This is a genomic window from Salinicola sp. CPA57, from assembly GCF_003206035.1.
GTDB lineage: Bacteria > Pseudomonadota > Gammaproteobacteria > Pseudomonadales > Halomonadaceae > Salinicola > Salinicola socius.
This window is the reverse complement of the sequence record NZ_PZJR01000017.1, coordinates 77,092-102,284: the sequence shown is the minus strand read 5'-3', so window position 1 is coordinate 102,284 and position 25,193 is coordinate 77,092. Positions and strand designations below refer to the sequence as shown.

Here is a 25,193-nt window from a genome sequence, read left to right as displayed (position 1 = left end):
GCATCTTCCAAACGGTGCCCGGAAGCAACCATCAGCTCTACAGCAATAACAAACCGTGAGGCCTCATCATGAAAAAAATGCTCAAGACCCTTTGTCCGGGATTTCTCGCCAGCGCCGTCATGCTCGGTGCCATGACCTTCGGTGCAGGCACCGCCAGCGCAGAGGATCAGCAAAAACCGGTGAACATCATTGCCATCACCCACATTGTCGCGGCCGACCCATTTGGGGCCGTTTTGAAAAATGGCTTCGAGGATGCTGCCGAGGCCATGAACGTCAATATTCGCTATCAGTCGCCCGATCAGTACGACACCGCCCAGATGCAGCGCATGATCGAGCAGGCCGTGGCCGCTCGCCCCGATGGCATCGCCCTGACCATTCCTGACGCCAGCGCCTTTGCCAGGCCCATCAAGCAGGCAATCAATTCAGGCATTCCGGTGATTGCCATCAACTCCGGAGAAGAAGCCGCGCACGAGCTGGGCGCGCTGGCCTATATCGGCCAGAGTGAATATCGCTCGGGCAAGCTGGCCGGCGAGCGAATGAAGGAAGCCGGTATCAAACGTCCGGTCTGTCTGAACTTCGCACCGGGTCAGTCCCAGCTTGATGATCGCTGCCGCGGCTTCAACGATGGCTTTGGTGACAACAGTGTCCAGCTCTCCACTACTCAGGACCCTACCGAAATAACCAACGCCGTGTTCGCCTATCTGAACAGCCACCCTGATACCGATGGCATCATGAGCCTGGGAACACTTTCCACTGATCCGCTGCTCAACATGTTGAAGGAGCAAAATGCTCTGGACCAGATCAAACTGGCGACCTTCGATCTATCGGCTTCCACGCTGACGGCGGTCAAGGAGGGCGATATTCTCTTTGCCATCGATCAGCAGCAGTACCTGCAGGGCTACCTACCGGTGGTCACGCTGGCGCTTTATAAACGCTATGGCCTTCTGCCAACCACAGACATCCAGACCGGCCCCAATTTCATTACTCAGCAGAATGCCGAACAGGTCATCGAACTGACCCGAAAGGGATACCGTTAATTGCCATCAGGTGGTCAGGTCACGTGGCCGGCCATGCACATTGGCCGGCCACGCAATTGTCCGATTTCAGCGCCGGACCGAAGCAGATGCCTGTCACCGGTCCGAGCAGGTCAGCATATCAACACGGTATCGATAAGCCTTGGTTGGCCGTGGACTGGGCAGCGGGTATTTCGAAAAGAGCGGGAAAACGTCCGGGGTCCTGTTGGCGCGCCCTATCAAATGTCGCTAGAGGTTTCGCGAGATTTTTCCTGACGCACGCCCAGCGCAATGGCCAGCGTCTGCGCCAGGCATAAAGAACCGGTAAGGCCTCGAAAGCTTTTCACTTCCGCTTCATGAACGACCAGGCAAACGTCTGCCTGACGTGCCAGCGGACTCAGGTTGGAGTCCGTGATGACCACCAGTGGAATACCGCGCGCTTCGGCCTCAAGTGCGGCGTCGCGGCTCTCCTGAGCATAGGGTGAGAAACTTACCACTATCAGGGCATCGTCCGCCCCTACCGCTTTCATCTGCTCGTCGTACATCCCGCCCAGACCATTCATCAGAAAGGCCCGCTTGTCGATGTGATGCAGGGCATAGCTGATGTAGCTGGCTACCACAAAGCTTCGCCTTGCCCCCAGCACATGAACGATCTGTGCCTTTTCAAGAATGTTCAGGGCCTCTTCGAGATCATGCGGGTCAATACGACTGGGCAATGCCTCGAGCACATCGCGATTGGCCTCGGCAAACTCCCATAAAAGCTGGGTACTGTCTGGCGTCTCGCCAGTTGCCGTACGGACGGCACGAATCCGCTCGGCATAGTTGGGCAACTCCTCGACCAGCCGGGTGCGAAACAGCTTCTGCATCTCCGAAAAGCCCTTGAATCCGAAGCTGTTGGCAAAGCGAATGAGCGTTGAAGGCGTCACACCGGCATTGTCGGCAAGCCTGGCCACGGTCGCAAAGGCCACCTCCTGAGGGTGATCAAGCAAAAAGCGTGCGGTCTGTTGCAGGCGTCGGCTCAGGGAAACGTACTCTTCGGTAATGCGTTTTTCGAATTCAGCAAAGTCCTGCGGTGTCTGGGTCATGGTCAGCCTTGTTGTTCGATATCGCGGTTTCGCAATGCCTGGCTATCTGCAAAGCCCCTGCCTGGGAAACGGATATTCCTTCCAGAGGAAATACGGAACGATTGCTATTGATTCTAGCAATCATGCTCTGCGCGCTCTAGCGAGCCGTTGAGGGAAAGCCGGAAATCCCTGCATGACGCGTTAATGCTAGGGCAGGATGGCGTTAAAAGAACCTTAATTCCAACTATCGTACTATTGGAATTTTTATTCCGAAATCACTATGATCGAATCATCAGCACCTATCCCGGGTCGCCGAAGACATCTGGGTATCAACAGGACAAGCCGCGACATGGATGTTCGAGATACTGTCTTAATAGGAAAACGCCATGAATAATACCCATTCACTGGATCTGATCTGTCTGGGAAGAGTCGCCGTCGACCTTTATGCCCAGCAGATCGGCAGCCGCCTCGAAGACGTGACAAGCTTTGCCAGGTATCTGGGCGGCAGCTCTGGCAACATGGCCTACGGCACCGCCCGGCTGGGCCTGCGTTCCGCCATGCTGTCGCGCGTGGGCAACGAGCAGTTTGGGAACTTCGTGCGTGAGGAGCTTGCCGGCACCGGTGTCGACGTCAGTGGCCTTCAGACCGACCGGGAACGCCATACGGGCCTGGCCATTCTGGCCATCAAGAACCGCGACAGCTTTCCCCTGCTGTTCTATCGCCGCGACTGCGCCGACATGGCCATCGACGTCGATGCCATCGACCCCGAATTTATCGCCCGGGCCAATGCGCTGGTCATTACGGGCACACATCTCTCCACCGAGACCACCCAGCGGGCCTGTCGCAAGGCGCTGGATGCCGCCCGCCATCACGGCGTCAAGCGGGCACTGGACATCGACTACCGCCCGGTACTCTGGGGACTGACCGAACCGGGCGATGGTGAAACCCGTTTCGTGGCCGATGAAGACGTTACTCGCCACCTGCAGCAGTGGCTCGGTGAGTTTGACCTGATCGTGGGGACCGAAGAAGAGTTCCACATTGCCGGCGGATACACGGACACCCTCACCGCCCTGCGCGCCGTACGCGACAGAACCAGTGCCACGCTGGTCTGCAAGCTGGGAGCGCTGGGCTGTGTGATATTTGAAGGCGACATTCCCGCTCGAATCGAAGATGGCATTCTGGTCGAAGGCGTACAGGTCGAGGTGCTCAATCTGCTGGGCGCCGGCGACGCTTTCATGAGCGGGCTGCTGCGCGGCTGGCTCAGAGGTGAGGACTGGCGCACCAGCGCCACCTATGCCAACGCCTGTGGCGCACTCGTCGTATCACGTCACGGGTGCGCGCCAGCCATGCCGACCGAAGAAGAACTGTTTGATTATCTGGGCCGGCGTGAAACGCTCAAGCGCCCCGATCGCGATAAACAGCTCAATCATCTGCACCGGGCGACCACCCGCAGACCAAAGGTCTGGCCACAGGTCTGCGGCCTGGCCTTCGATCATCGCCGCCAGCTGACGGACATGTCCAACGAGGTCGGCGCCGACCCCGCTCGCCTCCCGAGACTCAAGCAACTGCTGGTTCGTGCCGCCGAACAGGGCGCGCAGCAGGCCGGACTTGACCACCCTGCCATCCTGGTCGATGACGTCTTCGGGCAGGACGCCCTCAACGACGCCACCGGCCGTCAGTGGTGGATCGGTCGGCCGGTCGAGCTTCCCGGCTCGCGTCCGCTGCGCTTTCAGCATGGTGACGATCTGGGTTCTTACCTGCGTCACTGGCCCCGCGAACACATCATCAAGTGCCTGGTGTTCTATCACCCCGATGACGACATGGCCCTGCGACTGGATCAGGAAGCGCACCTGCAACAGCTCTATCAAACCGCCTGTCGCATGGAGCTTGAACTGCTCATCGAAATCATTCCGCCAGCCCGCGACGGAGACGATGATCAGGTGCTCGCCCGCTCCTTGAGGCGCCTTTACAACCTGGGGATTCGTCCCGACTGGTGGAAACTTCCGTCCATGAACGATGCTGCCTGGCAGGCCGTCAGCAACGTGATTGATACCCAGGACAAGCACTGCCGCGGCGTCGTGCTGCTGGGCCTGGACGCCCCGATGGCCGACATGAAAAAAGGCTTCGCCGCCGCGGCCCGTCACGATCAGTGCAAGGGCTTTACCGTCGGTCGCACGCTGTTTGCCGCATCCAGCCGCGACTGGCTGGCCGGCGAGATCGATGACCATGAGCTGATAGACCGGGTTGCCGGCAACTACGCCGAACTGATCGAGGAGTGGCAGCGTCTGCGCGAAAACCAGTTCATTGCAGAGGAAGCATCGTCATGAAAACCGTTCGTCTGACCATGGCACAGGCCGTCATCCGCTATCTAACGGCACAAAAGGTCGAAATCGACGGTGAGCTCACCTCTTTGTTCGCCGGCTGCTGGGCCATCTTCGGTCATGGCAATGTGGCAGGTCTGGGGGAGGCGCTCTATCAGTTCCGCGACCAGCTGCCGACCTGGCGGGCTCACAATGAACAGGCCATGGGCCATGCCGCCATAGCCTATACCAGAACGCTGGATCGCCGCCGGATGATGGCCTGTACGGCCTCTGCCGGGCCAGGTTCCACCAACATGGTGACCGCTGCTGCCGTAGCGCACGTCAATCGCCTGCCGGTCCTGTTCCTGCCGGGCGATACCTTTGCCACCCGCCTGCCGGACCCGGTGCTCCAGCAACTCGAAAGCTTTCAGGATTCAACGCTTACCAGCAATGACTGCTTCCGTCCGGTCAGTCGTTTCTTTGACCGCATTACCCGTCCGGAACAGCTGCTTGCGGCACTGCCACAGGCCATGCGCGTGCTGACCGATCCGGTGGAGTGCGGTCCGGTCACGCTGGCCATGCCTCAGGATGTGCAGACCATGGCCTTTGACTACCCGGAGCATTTCTTTGACGAAAAGATCCACTATCCGCGACGTCAGGCGGCCGACCGGGATGAACTGGCCCGGGCCGTCAGTCTGATCAGAACGGCCCGTCGACCGCTGGTCGTGGCCGGTGGTGGCGTGCATTACGCCCAGGCACGTGAGGCGCTGGAAACCCTGGTCTCCCGCTTTCAACTACCGGTTGGTGAAACCCAGGCCGGCAAGGGGGCACTTCCCTGGGATCATGCCCGAAACATGGGCGCCATTGGCGTTACGGGCGCCACCTCGACCAATACGCTGGCCGCCGAGGCGGATCTGATCATCGCCGTGGGAACGCGCCTTGGCGATTTCACCTCCGGCTCGCGCGCCCTGATCAACCCCGAAGCACAGCTTCTTTGCCTGAATGTGGCGCCGTTTGATGCCATCAAGCACCGCGGTCAGCCACTGGTGGGGGATGCCCTGCTGACGCTTTCAGAACTTGAAGGCGCATTGAGCGGCTGGCAACCCGATGGCGCCTGGATTGACCGCGCCGAAGAGCTGCGTCGCCAGTGGCATCACAGCGTCGAGGTGGCAACGACCGATCGCGGCACTTCTCTGCCGACCGATGCCGAAGTCATCGGTGCGGTCAACCGAGCCGCCGGTGAGCGCGACATCGTGGTCAGCGCCGCAGGCGGGCTGCCCGGCGAGCTGCACAAGCTGTGGCGCACCCGCCACGCACGCGGCTATCACGTCGAGTACGGCTATTCCTGCATGGGCTACGAGCTGGCCGGCGGTCTGGGGACGAAGATGGCCAGTCCCGACGCCGAAGTCTTCGTCATGGTGGGGGATGGCTCCTATCTGATGCTCAACTCGGAGATCGCCACCTCGGTCATGCTGGGCCAGAAGATCATCGCGGTCGTTCTCGACAACCGCGGTTTTGGCTGCATTCATCGCCTCCAGCAGGCATGCGGGGGGCCGGGCTTCAATAACAGACTCGATGACTGCCTGAGCGCCGAGGGTGGCGCGCCAGACATCGATTTTGCCGCCCACGCCGCCGCACTCGGCGCGCGCTCGGAGAAGGCAGGCAACATTGCCGAGCTTGACGCTGCACTGACGCGCGCCAGAGCCTCGGACACCAGCTATATCATCACCATCGACACCGACGGACTGGTCGATAGCGGAGAAGGGGGCGCCTGGTGGGATGTTGCGGTGGCTGAAGTGTCGACGCGTCCCGCGGTGGAAGAGGCGCGTCAACGCTATGACGAGCAGAAGTCCCGTCAGTGGCAAAACCTCTGATTCTCGATCGGGCCGGAAACGCCAGCCAATACCGCTTCCGGGGCAAGGATATTTCAGGAGCATCTACATGACGGTACGTCTTGGCATCAACCCATTGACCTGGACCAATGATGATCTTCCCAGTCTGGGTAGCGATACGCCCCTCGAAACCTGTCTGGCCGAAGGCCGGGAAGCCGGTTTTGCCGGTTTTGAGCTGGGCCAGAAGTTCCCCCGCACACCGCAGGCGCTCAATCAGGTGCTCAACGATCACGACCTGGCGCTTGTCTCGGGTTGGTACTCCTCCCGGCTGCTGGAGCGCAGCGTCGAGGAAGAGCTGGCGGCCGTCGAATCTCACCTGCAGCTTTTGAAGCAGTGCGGTGCACGGGTCATGGTGTTCTGTGAGGTCAGCCGCTGCGTCCACGGTGACCAGATGCGCCCGGTCTCGCAGCGCCCGCATCTTCAAAAAGCGGACTGGCCACGCCTGATCGATGGCCTGAACCAGGTAGGCGCTCACCTGCGCGAGCACGGTATCCAACTGGTCTATCACCATCACCTGGGCACCGTGATCGAGAGCCAGGCCGATATCGAGCAGTTAATGGACAACACCAGTGACGCCGTGGGTCTGCTGCTGGATTTCGGCCATCTGGTGGTGGCCAGAGGTGATCCGCTGGCCATCGTCCGGCGCTATGGTCCGCGCATCCATCATATCCACTGCAAGGATGTGCGCCTTGACGTGCTCAAGGAGATTCGCAATCGCGACAAGAGTTTTCTTGATGGCGTACTCGATGGGCTGTTCGCCGTTACCGGCGATGGCGACATCGACTTTGCCCCCGCGCTGAGCCACATGAAAGATCAGGGCTATGAAGGCTGGCTGGTCGTGGAGGCCGAACAGGATCCCTGTATCGCACACCCCATGACCCATGCCCGGCGCGGCTATCAGGGCCTCAAGGCCGTGGCCGAACAGGCAGGGTTTCAGATCACCGAATAGCTCACTGCGTGGCCGCCGACTCACTGCCGAGTGCATCGGTCGCCATTCACTCCACGATAGACAGGTAAGCACATGAACACGATCTCGCATTACATCAAGGGTACTTTGACAGAAGGCCGCAGCGACCGCTTTGCCGCCGTCTACAATCCGGCCACGGGGGAGCAGTCCGCTCGGGTGGCCCTTGCCAGTGCCGATGAGACCCGCAAAGCGATCGGCATCGCCGAGGAAGCCTTCACACACTGGTCGAAGGTCACTCCGCTGCGCCGCGCGCGTATCCTGTTTCGCTTCAAGGCGTTGATCGAGGAGCATGCCGATGAGCTGGCACGCCTGATCGCCAGCGAACATGGCAAGGTGCTCTCCGATGCCAAGGGCGAGCTGACGCGCGGCCTGGAAGTGGTCGAATTCGCCTGTGGTATTCCGCATCTGCAAAAGGGCGAGCATTCGATGAACGTTGGCACCGGCGTCGACAGCTACTCGCTGATGCAGCCGGTGGGGGTCTGCGCCGGTATTTCGCCGTTCAATTTCCCGGCCATGGTGCCGATGTGGATGTTCCCGATCGCGCTGGCCTGCGGCAACACCTTCATCATGAAGCCTTCCGAAAAGGACCCCTCAACCCCGCTGCGTCTGGCCGAGCTCCTGACCGAGGCCGGCCTGCCGGAAGGCGTCTTCAACGTCGTCAACGGGGACAAGGAGTCCGTGGATGTGCTGCTCACTGACGAGCGCGTCCAGGCCGTCAGTTTCGTCGGCTCCACCCCGGTTGCCGAGTACATCTACGCGACCGCCTCAAAGCATGGCAAGCGCGTTCAGGCGCTGGGCGGCGCCAAGAACCACATGGTGATCATGCCGGATGCCGACCTGGATCAGGCCGTCGATGCCCTGATGGGTGCCGCCTATGGCAGCGCCGGCGAGCGCTGCATGGCCATTTCGGTCGCCGTCCCGGTGGGTGAAGAGACCGCCGATCGCCTGCGCGACAAGCTGGTCGAGAAGCTTGAAACCCTGCGCGTCGGCCCGGGGCTGGTCGACGGTCAGGAAAACGACATGGGCCCGCTGATTACTCGTGAACATCTGGCAAAGGTGCGCGACTACATTGCCGTGGGCGCCGAGGAAGGGGCCGAGCTGGTCGTGGACGGCCGTGAAGCAGCCCTGGAAGGCACCGGTCAGGGGTATTTCATCGGTGGCACCCTCTTTGACCACGTCAAACCCGGCATGCGCATCCATGCCGAGGAGATATTCGGACCGGTGCTGGCCATCAGCCGCGCCGAAAGCTTCGATGACGCCGTGGCCATGATCAACGCCCATGAATTCGGCAACGGCACGGCCATCTTCACCCGGGATGGTGACGCTGCGCGCCAGTTCTGCGAGCAGATTCAGGTGGGCATGGTCGGCGTCAACGTGCCGATTCCGGTGCCGATGGCCTTTCACAGCTTTGGCGGTTGGAAGCGCTCGCTGTTTGGCCCGCTGCACATGCATGGCAACGACGGCGTTCGTTTCTATACCCGCATGAAGACCATCACCCAGCGCTGGCCCGACGGTATCCGTGAAGAGACCAATAGCTTCACCATGCCGACCCATTGAGCCTCACCTGCCGGCGGCCTGGATCACGGTGCTGCCGGTTTGCTGCTGTTGTGCTGTTTCAACGCCGAGGATCACCAGATGGATGATCCTCGGCTTTTTGTTGCCTTGTACCTACTTGCACCGCACTTGCGTTTTTCTGCTGGTGCTGACAGCAAAAGGCCAGCGATCACGGGATGAACTGACCCCACAACGTTGGACGGTTCACTTAGCCGGCCTTTTGATCAACAAAACTTCAAACGTCAGGAACGATAAAACGCAGGACGCTCGGGAAGTTCGATTGGCTCGATGCGGCCGGAGTGTTTGGCCTTGACACAGGCATCACTGGTCACGGCGACCACATACCCATCCCAGGCGCTGGGACCATGCATTTCGCCTGCCGCCGTGGCATCGATCCATTCCTGAAATTCAACGTCAAAGGCGGTCAGGAAACGGTCCTTCCAGTTGGTCAAAACCTCACGGGACAGTCTGGCCTCATGTCGCACCGGGACACTGGCAGGTTCCGGCAGACTGGCAGTGCCCATCTCACAGACCACCTGACACTGAATGTCGTAGCCATAGCGGCAGTTGACGAAACTTTCGATCGAGATATGAACCCCATTTCGCGTTCTCAGCAGGATCACGTGAGGATCCTGAAGCTCGGCCTCGCTCAGCCGCGTCCTGCGCGGTGTGATGACCTGAGCGCTGACATAGTCGTCGTTATCCAGCAGCCAGCGCAGTACGTCAAACTCGTGAACACAGGAATCGGTCAGTGCCATGTCACCGCTGAAACCGGGTGCCTCCGGATTGCGGTGGGCACAGTTGAGAATCAGTGCTTCACCAAGATCACCGCTGTCCAGCACCTGCTTGAGCTGGCGGTAGGCGAAATCGAAGCGGCGCATGAAACCTACCTGAACCAGCTTGCGACCGGCCGCCATTTCGGCGTCCACGATCTGTCGGCAACCCTGCGCCGTAACGGCCAGCGGCTTTTCGCAAAATACCGGCTTTCCGGCGGCAATGGCCGCCAGCACGAACGCCTCATGGGTTGGTCCCCACGAACTGACAATGACTGCATCAACCTCGGATGAGGCGATAAGCGCGTTGCCATCGTCATGGATCCTTGCTTCCAGCCCCAGCGTTTCAACCACGGCCTGTGCCTGTTGGCGATCGACATCGTTGACGGCAACGACCCTTGCCCCCTTGAGACGCTCGCTGATGCGACGAATGTGTTCGCGCCCGATGGCGCCGGTACCGATCACACCAATGCGTACCACCATGTCCGTACTCCTTGTCAGTCAACGAAAGGGTCTGTCTGATCGGTCGTGCAGGCCCCGGGCAGCCCGCCTGTCACAGGCAAGGGTCTGCACCGGAGCATCATGAACGACCCGTCTATGTCATGCTGATCGACCACGCCGGGTACGCATCCATAAAAGGGCAGCCACAAAGTAGATCAGCGTGGGCAGCACGATCAGCGAATGAAAGGTATCCAGATGGGCCGTGGTATCGCGTGTACTCCAAGCCCATCCCGCGGCGACCAGAATTGCTACAAGACAGCCGAGCGCCAGCAGGTACCAGGGATTGCGAAGATGTTTTCGGGGAGCCGAGTTCACCGGTGAAGCCTGATCCATGGGCGCGCCGTAGGCGCTGGAATAAAAATCGATGTTCTTCTCGCGGGCCACGCCGTAAAAGCGGCAAAGGGCCGGGTAGGCCAGCAGTGCAGCAAACCAGGTCGGCAGGAAAAGCGTAAACAGGTGCAACAGGCCGGAACCCCCCAGAAGAACAGCGATGCCAATACCGATCACCCAGGCGCCAAGAGCCGGGAGATTGTTTCTCTGACCGACCTGTTCACGCCAGAACGGGCGCATGCCAAGGCGCGGCAGCAAAAAGTGCTCGGCCGCGATGATGGCCCCGATCGGCGCGATCAGGATGCTGAAATAGGACAGCACATTCAGCCATTGGGTGAACACGAACGGGAAACAGGCCACCAGCGCGGTCAGAATACCGGTAATCAGCGTGACACGACTCCAGGAGTAACGCGGGAACACCGATTGCAGCGCCAGGCCCGCGCGATAGAGACTGGGAATCGAGGTCGTCCAGCCGGCTATCACGACGGCAGCCAGCCCCATGTATCCCAGAATGCGAAAGGCGACTTCTCCCGAATCAAGATCCACGACCTGAGTTTGGGCCAGAAGTGCCGCCGTGGCGCCCATCAAACCCGCGCAGACCCAAGCCATGTAATGACCGATAAACATGCCTGCAGCGGAGAAATAGCCATACGTCGACTTGCGCGCAAACCGCAGGATACTCATGTCGCTCATGCCCAGATGCATCGGCAGATTGCACCCCCACGCCCATGCGGCCACCACCCACATCGAGATGCCGGGATCTCCCTCCGGTGTCGAGCCGGTCCACACGAAGGTGTCGATCACGCCTGACAGGCTCGTGACCCCGTCGAGTGCACCGATCTGCATCAGGGTGGCTATGGAGATGATGCCACTGACAAGAAACATGATTGCCATCCACGGCGAGCAGACGGTGGAAAAATTGGCAATCAGCTTGAAGCCCTTGAGGGTCATCCAGACCGTAATGGCTCCCACAAACAGTACCAGCGCGACAAAGCTCATGCTCTGCGGATACCAGGTGGTCTGCGGTTCAATGTTGGTGACAACGCGAAATGCCGATGCCGAGACGGTCATCATCGCGCCTGCCGTGACGGCGAAGATAATGCCATTGATGAGGTTATAGCAGCGGGAAAGCCGCTTGCCGGCCAGACGTTCAAGATACCAGTAGAGCGTCATGCGTGAGCGCGTGGCGACCGGACTGCAGACCCATGCCCAGGACAACACGGCCAGCAGGTTACCGAGCAGCAGTCCCCACAGCAGATCGCCGGCGTTGACGCCAAGGGCGACCAGAGAAGCGCCAATGACAAACTCGGTACCGGCCACATGCTCACCGGCGTAAGCGCCAAGGAAATACTTCCCGCTCAGCTGACGGGTCGTTGGCACCCGTTCGCGGGCAAATTCGCGACTGTCTTCATCACTGTCGCTGCGGCTGGCATGTTGTGACTGGAAATCCTGTGTGGTCAGGGTAGCGGACCGGGAATTCGGGGCTGAAGCCATTGCACAGCGTCTCCCATGATAAATCGCGTCGGCTAAATGGCGAACACGGAAAGAAAAGTTGAATCGATGTCATCATCCTGCACTATGGAATTTATATTCCATACAAATACAATACAATTCATTTGTTCCATACTTTGGTATCACTCGGTCTCTGGAAGAACACAAAATGAACGGCCACGGGAGCTGCAGAGCGTCAGAAAAGGGCGAATCGAAGTACCATCGAAGGGCGCTGACATGCTGCCAGCATGTAAAAAGGATACTGNNCAGTATCCTTTTTACGTTCGTGTCCTTGTCGACTGATGTTGCTGATCAGGCGCCCTGTCGGGTATCCATCAGAGGCTCTGATCGTCAGAAATGGGCAAAAACGCTGTCGTCCCTGCCTTCAGGCATGGGGGTGGTCGCTCAAAGCCAGCACATGCGGCAACTTCCACAATCTCTGGAAAATGCCTTACATTCCCGATATACACACGACTGATATCGCCGACACCGACAATGCCTACCTTGAGCGCGCCATCATGGCTCTACTTCCCGACATTGGTTTTGCCATGCCGATCTCAACTCGGCAACTCATAATCGGGGGTTTCCGTTGGCATACATTGTCTCAGCAGTTCGACGGAGCGGATCACGCCTTCCTGTCGTGACAGGTTGATATCCTCGTGTTCGATGCTCAGCACACCGTCCTGATACCCACCAGCCTGCAGCCAGTAGCAGAACTCGCGCCACCAGCTCTCGCCGTGACCGTAGCCCAGTGTCACATAGGACCAGCTGCGATCCTGAAACTGCTCCATGGGAAGATGATCCAGACAAGTATTCATGGCCAGATTGCCAGTATGCAGATAGGTATCCTTGGCATGAACATGATAAATATGGCTTGCGTGGAGCTTCACCACTTCCAGCGGGTCTCCACCCATCCAGAACTGGTGGCTGGGATCGAAATTCAGACCAACGGTATCGCCAACGGCGTCGTGCAGGCGCAGAAAGGTTGGCATGTTGTATACCAGCTGATTGCCATGGGGCTCGATGCAGATCTGTTGGACGCCGTGTTCGTTGGCATATTTTACAAGCTCTTGCCAATACGGAATGGCCACTTGATTCCATTGATAATCGAGCGTGCGCTGCGTTTCGGGCGGCCATGAATTCGTGATCCAGTTTGGGGTACTATCACCTGCCGCACCGGCCGGTAGGCCCGACATCAGATTCACCTTCGACAGGCCAAAATGCTCTGCCAGCCGGATGGCCTGGCGCACTACTTCGTCCTGACGTTTGCCATCAGTGGGATGAAGCTGATTGCCGTTGGCATTGAACGCCGAGATACGTAATCCGTGATCGTCGAGTCGAGCCTGGAGCTCACGACGCTGTTGCTGACTGTCCAGCAGCGCACTGGCATCGATATGAGGCGAATTCGACCAGTTGCCGATTGCGAATTCCACTTCTTCAATGCCCTGCCGAGCACACAGGCCAAACAGCTCATCCACGGAGAGATTGGCGAGGCTGTCGGTGACAATACCTATCTTCATGAGGACCTCCGGCATAACCGATAAAATAGGGCCATTTCCCATTGAAAACAGGACAGGGCCGAAAAGTAAGTGAGCGTTAATCCATTTCGATTAGTTCATTTATCCGTCTGGGGCCTCACGCGGTACAGGCCCGATGTTGCCGACTGGCAGTGCTGTTTCCGTCAATCTTGCTGTAAAAGATAAACATGGACATGATTTTCTCGTGACCCATCGTGTCCGGCGCCGACGCTGTTGATTCGCCAACGCAGGCACCAACAGAATATATATTTTATAAACGCCTCTTCACAACCCATTCGTTCTATACTTTGGTATCACGGAATATTCATTCCATATTGATGTGGCAATTTCTTGCCAGGCTTGTTGATCGCCTAGTAGCAGCCGTTTCGCGCTTTCCCGAAACCCTGGATCTCGAGCTGCGGCCACTGTCGTCGCCAGCCCTTGGCAACCACGCGCCGCCGGAATACCTCGGGGTCGCCATGGCGCGGGTTGTGGGTGACGCGTCCGGCCAGCAGCGACGACAAACCCAATGGCGCGATCAGGTGAAGACAGTCGTCATCATCCAGCGTCACCCCCACCGCCGTTTCACACTCGACCCACACACTCAACGCTTCTTCTATGGAGACATAGGGAAGATGACCATGGCGCTCATGCATTCGGGCCTGATTCTTGACCGACCAGGGCAGAGAAGAGGCATCCCTGAGCCGGCTCGCGCGCTCGCGATCGATAGACTCGCTGCTGCCGGCAGGGTCGAAGTAGACGAGATCGATATCGTTCAGCGGCGACGCCACCGAATAGCCGTGCAGCCGATCCCACACCAGGTTGCGCACGAATCCGGCGGCCAGCCACCACTCGGGCAGACGCAACGCGCGCGCCTGGCGTAGTGCGCTCATCCGCCAGGCGTCGGCTCGCACCCACTCGCGCACTCTCTCGAGGTCGTCCATCGGCCCTTCAATGCCCTCCTTCCGTTTTTCGCCATTCTCTATCTGCGTTCTCAAGTATCGGCTCCGTCACGGCATCTCCTGTGCGATGCGGCCGCACTGCGCCGATAGCCCATGCACCGACAGCGTTTTGACCTGCGGCCGATGGGCTCTCGTCACCCCCCAATGGATCTTGCCCCCTGCCCGTAGACTAAAGTAGCCAGTGTCGCGCGCTAGGCTGTACAATGCGCGCCCGACCCTCCTACTCAGTGCCCAGGGGACTCGTCGATCCAGCGCTAGAGCGTGGATCATCGACTTAGACATGGGCGCACACATTTTACGATGGAAACCGCCCCATGAGTGACAACGCCTCTAACGCTCGGATCGAGAGCATTAGGAACATTGCCATTATCGCCCACGTCGACCATGGCAAGACGACACTGGTCGACAAGCTCCTGAGCCAGTCCGGCACGCTGGATCGCAAGGCCGAAGGCCAAGACCGGATCATGGATTCCAATGATCAGGAGAAAGAACGCGGCATCACGATCCTGGCCAAGAACACCGCGATCCGCTGGGATGACGGCAAAGGCCGCAACTACCACATCAATATCGTCGATACCCCGGGACACGCCGACTTCGGTGGCGAAGTCGAACGCGTCATGTCCATGGTGGATTCCGTATTGCTGCTGGTCGATGCCGTAGACGGCCCGATGCCGCAGACGCGCTTCGTGACCCAGAAGGCCTTCGCCCAGGGTCTCAAGCCGATCGTCGTGGTCAACAAGGTCGACCGCCCCGGCGCGCGTCCGGATTGGGTCGTCGACCAGATCTTCGATCTGTTCGACAACCTCGGCGCCACCGACGAGCAGCTCGACTTTCCGATCATCTACTGCTCCGCGCTCAACGGCATCGCCGGCATGGAGCCGGATTCGATGGCCGAAGACATGACGCCGATGTTCCAGTCGATCGTCGACATCGTCGAGCCGCCCAAGGTCGAACTCGACGGCCCGTTCCAGATGCAGATTTCGGCGCTGGACTACAACAGCTACGTCGGCGTCATCGGTCTCGGCCGCATCAAGCGCGGCAGCGTCAAGCCGAGCCAGCAGATCAGCATCATCACCAAGGAAGGCGCGACCCGTAAGGGCAAGATCGGCCAGGTGATGACGCATATGGGTCTGGAGCGCGTGCAGACCAACGAGGCCACTGCCGGCGACATCGTCTGCATCACCGGTATCGACAACCTGGCGATCTCCGACACGCTGTGCGACGTCAACGTCGTCGAAGCGTTGCCGCCGCTCTCCGTCGACGAACCGACCGTCTCGATGACCTTCCAGGTCAACGATTCCCCGTTCGCGGGCAGGGACGGCAAGTACGTCACCAGCCGCAACATCAAGGATCGTCTCGACCAGGAGCTGATCCACAACGTGGCGCTGCGCGTCGAGCAGGCGGATACGCCGGAGAAGTTCAAGGTCTCCGGACGTGGCGAGCTGCACCTCTCGGTGCTGATCGAGACCATGCGTCGTGAAGGCTTCGAGCTGGCCGTGGGCCGCCCCGAGGTCATCATCCGCGAGATCGATGGCGTCAAGCAGGAGCCATACGAAGAAGTCATCATCGACTGCGAAGAGCAGCATCAGGGCTCGGTGATGGAAGAGCTCGGCTACCGCAAGGGCGAGATGACCAACATGAACCCGGATGGCAAGGGTCGTGTGCGTCTGGACTTCATCATCCCCGCGCGCGGTCTGATCGGCTTCCGTGGTCAGTTCCTGACGCTGACTTCCGGCACCGGCATCCTGACCAGCCGCTTCGATCATTATGGCCCGCTGAAGCCGGACGCCTCCATCGAGCGTCGCAACGGGGTGCTGGTCTCCATGGTCGGCGGCAAGGCACTGGCCTATGCGCTTTACGCATTGCAGGAGCGCGGCAAGCTGATCATCGATCACGCCACCGAAGTCTACGAAGGCATGCTGATCGGCATCAACAACCGTGCCAACGACATGGTGGTCAACCCGACCAAGGGCAAGAAGCTCGATAACATGCGCTCCACGGGTAACGATGAAAACATCGTGCTGACGCCACCGATCAAGTTCACGCTCGAACAGGCGATCGAATTCCTGGATTCCGATGAACTGGTGGAAGTGACGCCCGGATTCATCCGCCTGCGCAAGAAGCACCTGACCGAAAACGAGCGCAAGCGAGCCGGCAAGAAAGGCTGATCACGCGCCGCTGCAAGATCCACGACACCCGCCTCCCGGCGGGTGTCGTCGTTTGGGACTCTCAAACGTTGATTAAGAAAAACTACTCATGGCGTACCACCGCTGTACAATCGGCAACATCATCAGTACATGACGCCCAAGCGCCGCCCACCGGCGTGCACGCTTCGACAATAGCAATAACGCGCTGAGGGAAACCCGATGATGCCGATCATCGATGTCCGCAACATTCGCAAGTCGTTCGGGGGCCTGACGGTCATCGACGACTGCTCCATTCAGGTCGCCAAGGGTTCGATCACCGGCATGATCGGTCCCAACGGTGCCGGTAAATCCACGCTGTTCAATATCATCGCCGGTAGCCTCGCGCCCGACAGCGGCGAGGTCCTGCTCAACGGCCAGGCGATCACTCACCTGTCCGCCAACCAGCGCTTCCACAAGGGGCTGCTGCGGACGTTTCAGATCGCCCACGAATTCAGCCACCTGACTTCACTCGAGAACCTGATGATGGTCCCGCCGCGTCAGGAAGGCGAAAACCTGTTCAGCACCTGGTTGAAACCCGGAGAAGTGCGCCGCCAGGAGACCGAAGTTCGCCGGCGAGCGCTCGAAGTGCTCGATTTCGTCGGGCTCTCTCATGTCCGCAACGAGCTGGCCGGCAATCTTTCCGGCGGCCAGAAGAAGCTGCTCGAGCTCGGTCGCACCATGATGACCGACGCCGAAGTCGTGCTGCTCGACGAGATCGCCGCTGGCGTCAATCGCACGCTGCTCGGCGACCTGATGGGCAATATCGAGCGACTCAACCGCGAGCTGGGCTATACCTTCCTGGTCATCGAGCACGACATGGACATGATCGCGCGGCTGTGCGACCCGGTCATCGTGCTGGCTCAGGGGCAGGTGATGATGGAAGGCGCGATCACCGATATCCAGAACAACCCGGAAGTGATCGAAGCCTACTTTGGCGCTGAACCCGCGTGAGGTTACCGGACCGTTCCGGGCTTCAGAACGGCGAAACGACTCCGAAGCGCTATCAGCAGCGACAATCACTCGCCAAGCAATAACAAACGAGCACATCAATGCCACTACTCGAAGCAGTTGACGTTCATGGCGGCTACGGCGGCATGAACATCCTGAACGGCGTCAACATGACGATCGAGGCCGATGAAATCGGCGTCATCGTCGGGCCCAACGGCGCCGGTAAATCGACCATGCTCAAGGCCGTCTTCGGACTGTTGACGATCACGCAGGGTGAGATCCGCCTGCGGGGCGAAGCTATCACCAATCTCTCTCCGCACAAGCTGGTCGAGATGGGAATGGGCTTCGTCCCGCAGGAGAAGAACATCTTCCCCAGCCTCTCGGTCGAGGAAAACCTGGAGATGGGCGCGTTTCTCAAGCCCGCCACCGCCTCGCGCCTGAAGGCACAGATCTACGAATTCTTTCCTCCCCTGCTCGAAAAACGCCGCCAGCCGGCCGGCGAGCTCTCCGGTGGCCAGCGCCAGATGGTGGCCATGGGCCGGGCGCTGATGAACGAACCCAGCGTGCTGCTGCTCGACGAGCCAACCGCCGGGCTGTCGCCGCGCTACATGAACGAGATATTCGATCGGGTGAAGACCATCAATGCCGCCGGCGTCGGGGTGCTGATGGTCGAACAGAACGCCAAGCAGGCACTGCGCATCGCGCACAAGGGCTTCGTGCTCGCGGCCGGACAGAATCGCTTCAGCGACACCGGCGAGGCGCTGCTCAACGATCCCCAGGTGGCCAAGAGTTTTCTCGGAGGCTGACGCCGCCACGGTGGCCCTATTCAAAAGCGCCCGTGTTCGAGAGAGCCCGTATTCGAGAGAGCCCGTATTCCAGAGAGATTTTGTCGTGAATGAGCTGATCTATTTCTTCAACTACGTGGTGGTCGCCGGCAGCGTGACCGGCTGCATCTACGCCATCGGCGCCGTCGGGGTGACGCTGATCTACAGCATCCTGCGCTTCGCCCACTTTGCCCATGCCGACATGATGACACTCGGCACCCTGGCCGTGCTGTTGCTGACGCTGGCCTTTCCCCATGCCGGCGATCCCCTGGGGTTACCCACCGCGATCGTGATGCTGCCGGTGGCGATGGCGTTGACTTCGCTGGTGGCCGTGGGCATCGATCGCGCCTTCTATCAGCCGCTGCGCAGCCATGGCGTGAAACCGATCGTGATGGTGATCGCCTCGCTAGGCGTCACGCTGATGCTGCAGGGGCTGATCCGGCTGTTCGCCGGCACCGGGTCGCAGAATCTCTACGTCGATGCGCGCAAGGAGATATTCCGTATCGACGTCCCCGGCGTGACCCGGCCGATCATTCTCACCGAACCGCAGATCATTCTGTTCGTGATCACCATCGTCGCCGTGGTCGGGCTGCATCTGTTCCTGACTCGGGCGCGGCTGGGCAAGGCGATGCGGGCGATGTCGGACAACCCCGATCTAGCTCGCGCCTCCGGTATCAATACCAGGCTGATCATCACCCTGACCTGGATCATCGCCGGCTCGCTCGCCACCATTGCCGGTACGCTGCTGTCGCTGGATGTCGCCTTCAAGCCGGATCTCAGCTTCTTCCTGCTGCTGCCGATCTTCGCTGCCGCCATCGTCGGCGGGGTCGGCCATCCGTATGGCGCCATCGCCGGCGGCTTTCTGGTCGGCTTCGCCGAGACGCTGGCGGTGTTCAACTGGTCGGTACTGCTCAGGCCGGTGCGGGACAGCCTGCCGACCTGGCTGGAGCTGCCGAACAATCTGGCGCTGGTGGGTACCGAGTATAAAATCGTCGTGCCCTTCTTCATTCTGGTCGCGGTGCTGATCTGGCGCCCGACCGGCATCTTCAAAGGGAAGGTGATCTGATGACGGCCTCTTCATCACAACGACCTGCACCTCAGCAACCGGCACCCCAAGGTGCAACGCCGCCGGAAGCGCCCGCGCCACGCACGCTCCCCGTTCGCGAGCTCGCACTGTTCGGCGGCCTGGCCCTCGTGGTTCTCGCCGTGTTCGCGACCATGGGTCCGGCCTACTCCACGCGCATGCTGGTGGAAGCCTCCTGCTATGCCATTCTGGCCCTCGGCCTGACCATCCAGTGGGGCTACGCCGGCCAGTTCAATGCCGGGATCATGGGCTTCGTGGCGCTGGGCGGGTTCTCGGCCACCTTTTTCAGCATTCCGGTCAATCCCGCGTTCTGGGCCAGCGATCTCCCCGGCCGGCTGGGCTGGGTGCTGCTGGCGATGGTCGTGGTCACGGCCATCGTTTTCGGCATCAGCCGGCTGGATCGCATCGGGCTGCCCAAGCTGCTGCGCACGATTCTGGCCATCGCCGCGGGGCTGATCGGTTATCTGGTCGTGATCAGTTGGCTGCGCAGCGTCACCGGCGATATCGAATCCCAGGTGGAGTTCATCGGCGGCCTGGGCTTGCCGGTCTGGCTCGGCTGGATCGTCGGTGGCGTGCTGGCCGGTGGTGTCGGTTACGTCATCGGCCATATCTGTCTGGGGCTGCGCAGCGACTATCTGGTCATCGCCACGCTGGGTATCGCCGAGATCATCAAGGCGTTCCTCAAGAATTCGGACTGGCTCACCCGCGGCACCGCGACCATTTCGCCGCTGCCGTGGCCGGTACCGGATCCTGGCGAGGTCGGCTTCCTGACCGCTCGCGCGCTCTACCTGTCGGTCACCGTGGTGATGATCGCGGTGATCTTCTTCCTGCTGCATCGCGCCTATCACGCCCCCTGGGGCCGCATGATTCGAGCCATCCGCGACAACGAAGTCTCCGCCGCGGCCATGGGCAAGTCGATCAACCGCCGGCGCCAGGAGATCTTCGTCTTCGGCTGTATCCTGATGGGGGTCGGCGGTGCGGTGCTGACCAGCTTCAACGGGCTGTTCGATCCGCAGGGTTACCTGCCGCTGAACCACACTTTCCTGGTGCTGGTGATGGTGATTCTCGGCGGCCCGGGCAACAACCTGGGCACGCTGTTCGGCGCCGTGCTGGTCTACGTGATCTGGATCATGTCGGGCCCGTTGGCGCTGGCACTGATGCACGCCGTGACGGCGTTGGGCGACAGCTGGTTCGACTGGCAGCCGGGCAATCTCGACAGTCGCGCGCTACAGGCGAGAGTCTTCGTGATCGGCCTGCTGATCCTGCTGGTACTGCGCTTCGCCCCGCGCGGGTTGATACCGGAAAAGGTCGCGCATCACGATTGAAGCCCTCGCCGTTCTGGGCCATTTCCAGAGCGGCGGCGTCCGCCCTTCGCCACCAATAGAGACACGAGTGACACGCAGCATGGGACTACTTTGGCTATTATCGTTCGCCGCCGCTTTCGTGGGTCTGATCCTCGGATCACTCCTAGTCAGCTTCATCATTTGGCGAATCGCTCGGGGCAGGCTTCGCCGACGTGGCATCAAGGCCGGCTCGAAACGATTCCACAACACCTTCTTGACGACCTACCTGTTCGGTTTTGCCCTTTTCGCAGCAGGCCTTTTCGCACTGGTGCTCTACTTTCCCGATAAGGCCAAAATGGCGGCGGCGATGAAGACCGTCAACGGCTTCTCCGCTTCTCGCATCACGGTGGAACTGAACACAGAGGATCGAAGCAAACGCGAGTATTTCGTCGATGCTTTCACGCCCTTCATGAAGACGCATCAACGGCGCATTGCCTACCGCGAGCACAGTCTGCGCTCACACACCCGATACACGCTGGAATCCCAGATCTCGAGCCGGTACCGCATCGATGGCCGCAAGATCGTGTTCATTACCGCCCGCCCGCTTTCGACGGCGCTCACGCAGCGACTGATAGCGTGGGCGAGAGCCGAGGTCGAAAGGGACCCAAGCATCGAACGAATCAGCTTCGAGCAGATCCACTTCGTGCCCAGGACGGCGTCGGGAGACTGGATCGAAGTACCCTAGGCTCGATGCGATAATGCCTAACGAGTTTGGATCGCTCCGGTAACCACCCCCGGCCCCTCATGAAGCGACTCGCTCTCGACAGCCAGACGCTGCTAACACAGGGCTTCGAGGCCTGGCTGCGCATCCTGACGGTGTTAGACTCTCCGCCGGGCGGGCAGGTTCTCGAAGCAATCGCGCATGATGACTGCCTCTTGTGCGCCGGACGTAAAACCGCCGAAGAATCCGGCGCCCCGCCTCTATCAACGCTGACTGACACACGTCATGTTTCTTTATGTATTGCAAAACCTGATGGACAGCCTGCCGCTTTTCAGCATGTTCGCAGTGTTGGGCCTCATCCTGAGCGGCTTCTTTTATACGCTACGCCGCCACTCGTACACCGGCGGCCCCCACGGTCGCGCCGTCAAGGTGATGACGGTGGCGCTTTACGCCTCTCCCTTTCTTGGCGTGGCCACAGTGATCGGCGTGCAGCTATGGTTGCCCAACAATGCCGAAACCCAGGCATTGGCCGGACGTATTACTGGCTACCCCGCCTCACGGATCACCGTGACACTGACTGATGATCCCGAGGCCGCACATCGGGTGCTCGCAGCCTTCAAGCCCCTGATGCGCGCTCACGCACGCCACTACCGCTACCACGGCATTACCAGTAGGGGCCAAGAGAGATATACCCAGCGTGCCGCAAATGCCAGCCTATACCGGATTGAAGGTAACCGTCTGATTATCATTACAGCGTTACCGGTGCGTGATGAGTTGCTGGAAGCCCTGAGACAACTGACGCGTCGATCCCCCTCCACTGTCGACCCGAGCAGTGCCATTGCATACACGCCATTTGTTGACCACATCAAGGCGGTGCAGCTCGAAGACTTCCAACCGTGGCGTGCGGGTGAAGGCTGGATACCGGTGCCGCCGAGTCATATATGACGGCTTAAATTAATTGACTGAAAGAAAACCCGAATCCGCGGATGCGAATTCGGGCTTGAACACGGATGTCCTACGGCGCTATTCGCTTGCGCCAACCGCCCCCTTGGTCACAAACTTGCCATCCTCGACGGCCATTTCGACCACGATACCCGGCACGTCGCCGTTGTCATCGAACTCCTGGTTGCCGGAAGCGCCTTCGTAGTTGATCTCCTTGCCCTCCTTGATCAGCTTCTTGGCCTTCTCCCACTCGCCCGGCAGGATCGTCTCGCCGGGCGCGGTGGCAACGTCACGCAACGCCTTGGACAAGCCTTCGCGATCCGCGCTGCCGTTCTTCTCGATGGCAAGCGCCAGCAGGAAGGCGGCATCGTAGGACTGCGCCGCAAACACCGCGCTCGGATCGATATCGGCTTTCTTGGCCAGCTCGTTGAAGACGTCACCACCCGGCGCATCCGGAGAGCCCGGGCGCGTCGCGATCATGCCCTCGAGCACGTCGGCACCGACAGCGTCGACCAACGAGTTGCCAACCATGCCATCGCCACCGGCGTACTGGGTGAAAGCGCCGCTTTCATAAGCCTGACGCAGAATCGTCTGGCCGGAAGTATCAGCATAGGCGAGCACGACCAGTGTCTGTGAACCGCCGGAAGAGAGCTTGCCGACTTCCGAACGATAGTCCGCCCGGTTGTCTTCATGGGCCAGATTGGCGGAGATCGAACCGCCTTCCGCTTCGAAGGTCTTGGTGAAAGCCTCGTCGAGACCCTGACCGTAGTCATTGTTGACGTAGGTCACGGCGACATCCTCGATCCCCTTGGAGAGCAGCAACTTGGCCAGCTGCTCGCCCTGGAAGGCATCGGACGGCACGGTGCGGAAGACCAGATCGTTATCGTCCAGATCGGTCACCGCCGGCGCCGTGGAGGCCGGCGAGACCATCACCACGTTACCGGGGATCGCGGCGTTGTTGGCTGCAGCGATGGTAGCGCCGGTACACAGCGCGCCCACGATCGCGGTCACCTTCTCGCTATTCACCAGACGGTCGGCGGCGTTGGAGGCGGCCGAGGCATCCGAGCAGGTCGTGTCGCCGGAGGGCATGACCATCTCTTCGCCGTCCAGCAGGCCGCCCTGGTCATTGACTTCCTGCACGGCGAGCTTGGCGCCATCGAAAATCGGCGGTGTCAGGCTTTCGATACCGCCAGTGAAGCCCCCGAGAAATCCCACTTTGACATCCGCCTGCGCGACACCGGCGCACGCCGTGGTCGCCGCAATGGCGAGTGCAAGTACTGTCTTCTTCATCGCTGTTGTCGCTCTTTGTAGGGTTGCGAAAGACTTTTATCAGGTCGTGAAAGACTTTTATTAAGTCGTGAAAGACTTTTATTAAGTCGTGAAAGACTTTTATCAGGTCGTGAAAGACGATGTTAACTCTGCTGGCACGCCGCCCAAAACACAAGCTTTCGTAACCGTACGTGTCTCCACCTTTTGGCGTGCCCGTCCCGCTCATAGTAATGCATGGCGTCGGGGGCGCCCCGCCACCTTCGTGCAACGACAGACAGCGCGATTAACGGCTACGCTGAACACGCACGCTTACCAATGTTAAGGAATCACTATGCACAAGCATGTTGAATGGGACACCCCGGGCGGCGCGAGTGTCGACGCTCACTATGCCAAGGACGAACAGCATCGCGTCACGCCGCAACCGGGGATGATGCTGACCGCTCGCTACCACGGCTCCACCGTGCGAGTGAAGGTAGAAGCCTACAAGGACGGCGTGACCATCGGTGAAGTCGCCGCGCTCGTTGGCGACGACGGCGACCGTCACGATACTCATGGCGATCTCAGCGTCGGCGACATGGTCCGCCTTCCCGACGACAAGCGTGCGTTTCAGGCAGCCGCCGACGACGACGATTGAGACACGGGACTTAACGCTTCCAGCCGTCTACGACCTGGAAGTCCGTCTCGGACAATGCCAGGGCAACGCCGGCACGCAGCCGGTGTTGCCAGTCGACCCTTCATCCAGATGAGCGTGTGCAGGCCAATGCCCAAATCTCCAACACCTTCTTACTCCTCGCCGCCGTCTTCGCAGCTTCCCGTGCCGCGCCGCGACTGGGCGCTGTTTCTCGACTTCGACGGCACCCTGGTGTCGCTCGAAGCCCATCCCGACGATGTCCACGTATCGCCGCGTCTGAAGGCGCTGCTCGGCGAACTCGACAAGACTTTCGGCGGCGCGGTGGCCGTGGTCAGCGGGCGGCCGCTGGACCAGCTCGAACGCCTGCTCGCACCGGTTTCCCTGCCGATGGCAGGCATTCACGGGCTCGAATGGCGCGAGGCCGACGGTACGCGCCACACGGCGATCGACCAGCCCGCCCCACTGGCATCGTGCCGCGACGCCCTGGCGGACTTCGTCGCGGCCCATCCCGGGCTTCATTACGAGGACAAGGGCGTCACGCTGACCCTGCACTACCGCGGCGCCCCGGAACTCGCTGAAACGTGTCGCAAGTTCTTCGAGGCCCAGCATCAAGCGCTTGGCGACACGTTCGAGCTGATCCTCGGCAAGTGCGTGCTCGAGCTGCGTCCCGGCGGATACCACAAGGGGACTGCCGTTGCCCGCCTGCTCGACGAAACACCAGCCTTCCAGACCCGTACGCCGGTTTTTATCGGCGACGACGTTACCGACGAGGATGCCTTTCGCGTCGTCAACGCCCGCGATGGCCATTCCGTGCGCGTCGGCAGCCAGGGTGAGACTGCCGCGACCTGCTATCTTGAATCAGTACAGGAGGTACTGACATGGCTGGAGAGCCTGACAACGCAAGGTTCCTGAGCGGCGTGTCACGACGCGTCGCCACCCCG

The 25,193-nt window shown here is 60.3% G+C and carries 20 protein-coding genes; 14 read left to right on the top strand and 6 right to left on the bottom strand.

The annotated features are described in order from the left end of the window. The first annotated feature begins 68 nt into the window (after positions 1 to 68). Positions 69 to 1,037: a sugar ABC transporter substrate-binding protein gene (locus tag DOM36_RS18050; RefSeq protein ID WP_110643934.1), complete on the top strand. Its 969-nt coding sequence runs from the start codon at positions 69 to 71 to the stop codon at positions 1,035 to 1,037. A 215-nt stretch (positions 1,038 to 1,252) separates the two neighbouring features. Here the strand turns inward: DOM36_RS18050 and DOM36_RS18045 are convergent, their stop codons facing one another. After that, complete coding sequence (locus DOM36_RS18045) at positions 1,253 to 2,098, bottom strand: MurR/RpiR family transcriptional regulator (RefSeq protein ID WP_110643933.1); 846 nt, start codon at positions 2,096 to 2,098, stop codon at positions 1,253 to 1,255. Between the two features lie 365 nt (positions 2,099 to 2,463). Here DOM36_RS18045 and iolC point away from each other — a divergent pair, with 365 nt between their 5' ends. From iolC to DOM36_RS18025, 4 genes are all read left to right on the top strand, one after another. Next, positions 2,464 to 4,404 (top strand): 5-dehydro-2-deoxygluconokinase, encoded by a 1,941-nt coding sequence (gene iolC / locus DOM36_RS18040; RefSeq protein WP_110643932.1) that lies wholly within the window; start codon positions 2,464 to 2,466, stop codon positions 4,402 to 4,404. Beyond that, positions 4,401 to 6,251 (top strand): 3D-(3,5/4)-trihydroxycyclohexane-1,2-dione acylhydrolase (decyclizing), encoded by a 1,851-nt coding sequence (gene iolD / locus DOM36_RS18035; RefSeq protein ID WP_110643931.1) that lies wholly within the window; start codon positions 4,401 to 4,403, stop codon positions 6,249 to 6,251. Before iolC ends, iolD begins: the two co-directional genes overlap by 4 nt. A 67-nt stretch (positions 6,252 to 6,318) precedes the next feature. Next, on the top strand, positions 6,319 to 7,218 hold the full coding sequence (gene iolE, locus DOM36_RS18030) for a myo-inosose-2 dehydratase (RefSeq protein ID WP_110643930.1): 900 nt from the start codon (positions 6,319 to 6,321) through the stop codon (positions 7,216 to 7,218). Positions 7,219 to 7,290: 72 nt separating this feature from the next. After that, positions 7,291 to 8,793: a CoA-acylating methylmalonate-semialdehyde dehydrogenase gene (locus DOM36_RS18025; protein ID WP_110643929.1), complete on the top strand. Its 1,503-nt coding sequence runs from the start codon at positions 7,291 to 7,293 to the stop codon at positions 8,791 to 8,793. Positions 8,794 to 9,032: 239 nt separating this feature from the next. Here the strand turns inward: DOM36_RS18025 and DOM36_RS18020 are convergent, their stop codons facing one another. From DOM36_RS18020 to DOM36_RS18005, 4 genes are all read right to left on the bottom strand, one after another. Then, on the bottom strand, positions 9,033 to 10,046 hold the full coding sequence (locus DOM36_RS18020) for a Gfo/Idh/MocA family oxidoreductase (protein ID WP_110643928.1): 1,014 nt from the start codon (positions 10,044 to 10,046) through the stop codon (positions 9,033 to 9,035). Between the two features lie 117 nt (positions 10,047 to 10,163). Then, entirely contained in the window at positions 10,164 to 11,888 is a 1,725-nt protein-coding gene (locus DOM36_RS18015) for a hypothetical protein (protein WP_232823920.1), read from the bottom strand. A gap of 554 nt (positions 11,889 to 12,442) precedes the next feature. Continuing rightward, the gene (locus tag DOM36_RS18010) at positions 12,443 to 13,405 is read right to left on the bottom strand and encodes a sugar phosphate isomerase/epimerase family protein (protein WP_110643927.1); all 963 of its coding nucleotides are present in this window, start codon (positions 13,403 to 13,405) and stop codon (positions 12,443 to 12,445) included. Positions 13,406 to 13,773: 368 nt separating this feature from the next. Continuing rightward, positions 13,774 to 14,400 carry a nucleotidyltransferase family protein gene (locus DOM36_RS18005; RefSeq protein WP_232823919.1) on the bottom strand — a complete coding sequence of 209 codons (627 nt, stop codon included), beginning with the start codon at positions 14,398 to 14,400 and terminating at the stop codon, positions 13,774 to 13,776. Positions 14,401 to 14,678: 278 nt separating this feature from the next. Here DOM36_RS18005 and typA point away from each other — a divergent pair, with 278 nt between their 5' ends. The 7 genes from typA to DOM36_RS17970 all read left to right on the top strand — a co-directional run bounded on the left by typA (position 14,679) and on the right by DOM36_RS17970 (position 22,355). Further along, positions 14,679 to 16,532, top strand: a complete 1,854-nt coding sequence (typA, locus tag DOM36_RS18000; protein WP_075569808.1) for a translational GTPase TypA — start codon at positions 14,679 to 14,681, stop codon at positions 16,530 to 16,532. A 198-nt stretch (positions 16,533 to 16,730) separates the two neighbouring features. Further along, positions 16,731 to 17,501, top strand: coding sequence for an ABC transporter ATP-binding protein (locus DOM36_RS17995; protein ID WP_075569809.1), 771 nt, complete (start codon positions 16,731 to 16,733; stop codon positions 17,499 to 17,501). Between the two features lie 98 nt (positions 17,502 to 17,599). Continuing rightward, positions 17,600 to 18,304, top strand: a complete 705-nt coding sequence (locus DOM36_RS17990) for an ABC transporter ATP-binding protein (RefSeq protein ID WP_110643925.1) — start codon at positions 17,600 to 17,602, stop codon at positions 18,302 to 18,304. A gap of 85 nt (positions 18,305 to 18,389) precedes the next feature. Then, positions 18,390 to 19,388: a branched-chain amino acid ABC transporter permease gene (locus tag DOM36_RS17985; protein ID WP_075569811.1), complete on the top strand. Its 999-nt coding sequence runs from the start codon at positions 18,390 to 18,392 to the stop codon at positions 19,386 to 19,388. Next, complete coding sequence (locus DOM36_RS17980) at positions 19,388 to 20,731, top strand: branched-chain amino acid ABC transporter permease (RefSeq protein ID WP_075569812.1); 1,344 nt, start codon at positions 19,388 to 19,390, stop codon at positions 20,729 to 20,731. The genes DOM36_RS17985 and DOM36_RS17980 overlap by 1 nt, the downstream gene beginning before the upstream one ends. A 118-nt stretch (positions 20,732 to 20,849) precedes the next feature. Continuing rightward, on the top strand, positions 20,850 to 21,434 hold the full coding sequence (locus DOM36_RS17975) for a hypothetical protein (RefSeq protein WP_232823918.1): 585 nt from the start codon (positions 20,850 to 20,852) through the stop codon (positions 21,432 to 21,434). A 261-nt stretch (positions 21,435 to 21,695) separates the two neighbouring features. Then, positions 21,696 to 22,355, top strand: coding sequence for a hypothetical protein (locus DOM36_RS17970; protein ID WP_110643923.1), 660 nt, complete (start codon positions 21,696 to 21,698; stop codon positions 22,353 to 22,355). A gap of 78 nt (positions 22,356 to 22,433) precedes the next feature. On the opposite strand, the gene DOM36_RS17965 is transcribed toward DOM36_RS17970, so the two are convergent. Continuing rightward, positions 22,434 to 23,642 carry an ABC transporter substrate-binding protein gene (locus DOM36_RS17965; protein ID WP_110643922.1) on the bottom strand — a complete coding sequence of 403 codons (1,209 nt, stop codon included), beginning with the start codon at positions 23,640 to 23,642 and terminating at the stop codon, positions 22,434 to 22,436. A 310-nt stretch (positions 23,643 to 23,952) separates the two neighbouring features. Between DOM36_RS17965 and DOM36_RS17960 the strand changes: the two genes are divergently transcribed. After that, a complete protein-coding gene (locus DOM36_RS17960; RefSeq protein WP_075569814.1) occupies positions 23,953 to 24,255 on the top strand; it encodes a hypothetical protein in 303 nt (100 codons plus the stop codon). Between the two features lie 126 nt (positions 24,256 to 24,381). Continuing rightward, a complete protein-coding gene (otsB, locus tag DOM36_RS17955) occupies positions 24,382 to 25,164 on the top strand; it encodes a trehalose-phosphatase (RefSeq protein ID WP_157958677.1) in 783 nt (260 codons plus the stop codon). Positions 25,165 to 25,193 lie beyond the last annotated feature (29 nt).

Coding starts and splice junctions, on each gene's coding strand:
- DOM36_RS18050 (WP_110643934.1), top strand. CDS start 69: ATGAAAAAAATGCTCAAGACCCTTTGTCCGGGATTTCTCGCCAGCGCC.
- DOM36_RS18045 (WP_110643933.1), bottom strand. CDS start 2,098: ATGACCCAGACACCGCAGGACTTTGCTGAATTCGAAAAACGCATTACC.
- iolC (WP_110643932.1), top strand. CDS start 2,464: ATGAATAATACCCATTCACTGGATCTGATCTGTCTGGGAAGAGTCGCC.
- iolD (WP_110643931.1), top strand. CDS start 4,401: ATGAAAACCGTTCGTCTGACCATGGCACAGGCCGTCATCCGCTATCTA.
- iolE (WP_110643930.1), top strand. CDS start 6,319: ATGACGGTACGTCTTGGCATCAACCCATTGACCTGGACCAATGATGAT.
- DOM36_RS18025 (WP_110643929.1), top strand. CDS start 7,291: ATGAACACGATCTCGCATTACATCAAGGGTACTTTGACAGAAGGCCGC.
- DOM36_RS18020 (WP_110643928.1), bottom strand. CDS start 10,046: ATGGTGGTACGCATTGGTGTGATCGGTACCGGCGCCATCGGGCGCGAA.
- DOM36_RS18015 (WP_232823920.1), bottom strand. CDS start 11,888: ATGGCTTCAGCCCCGAATTCCCGGTCCGCTACCCTGACCACACAGGAT.
- DOM36_RS18010 (WP_110643927.1), bottom strand. CDS start 13,405: ATGAAGATAGGTATTGTCACCGACAGCCTCGCCAATCTCTCCGTGGAT.
- typA (WP_075569808.1), top strand. CDS start 14,679: ATGAGTGACAACGCCTCTAACGCTCGGATCGAGAGCATTAGGAACATT.
- DOM36_RS17995 (WP_075569809.1), top strand. CDS start 16,731: ATGATGCCGATCATCGATGTCCGCAACATTCGCAAGTCGTTCGGGGGC.
- DOM36_RS17990 (WP_110643925.1), top strand. CDS start 17,600: ATGCCACTACTCGAAGCAGTTGACGTTCATGGCGGCTACGGCGGCATG.
- DOM36_RS17980 (WP_075569812.1), top strand. CDS start 19,388: ATGACGGCCTCTTCATCACAACGACCTGCACCTCAGCAACCGGCACCC.
- DOM36_RS17970 (WP_110643923.1), top strand. CDS start 21,696: ATGTTTCTTTATGTATTGCAAAACCTGATGGACAGCCTGCCGCTTTTC.
- DOM36_RS17965 (WP_110643922.1), bottom strand. CDS start 23,642: ATGAAGAAGACAGTACTTGCACTCGCCATTGCGGCGACCACGGCGTGC.
- DOM36_RS17960 (WP_075569814.1), top strand. CDS start 23,953: ATGCACAAGCATGTTGAATGGGACACCCCGGGCGGCGCGAGTGTCGAC.
- otsB (WP_157958677.1), top strand. CDS start 24,382: ATGCCCAAATCTCCAACACCTTCTTACTCCTCGCCGCCGTCTTCGCAG.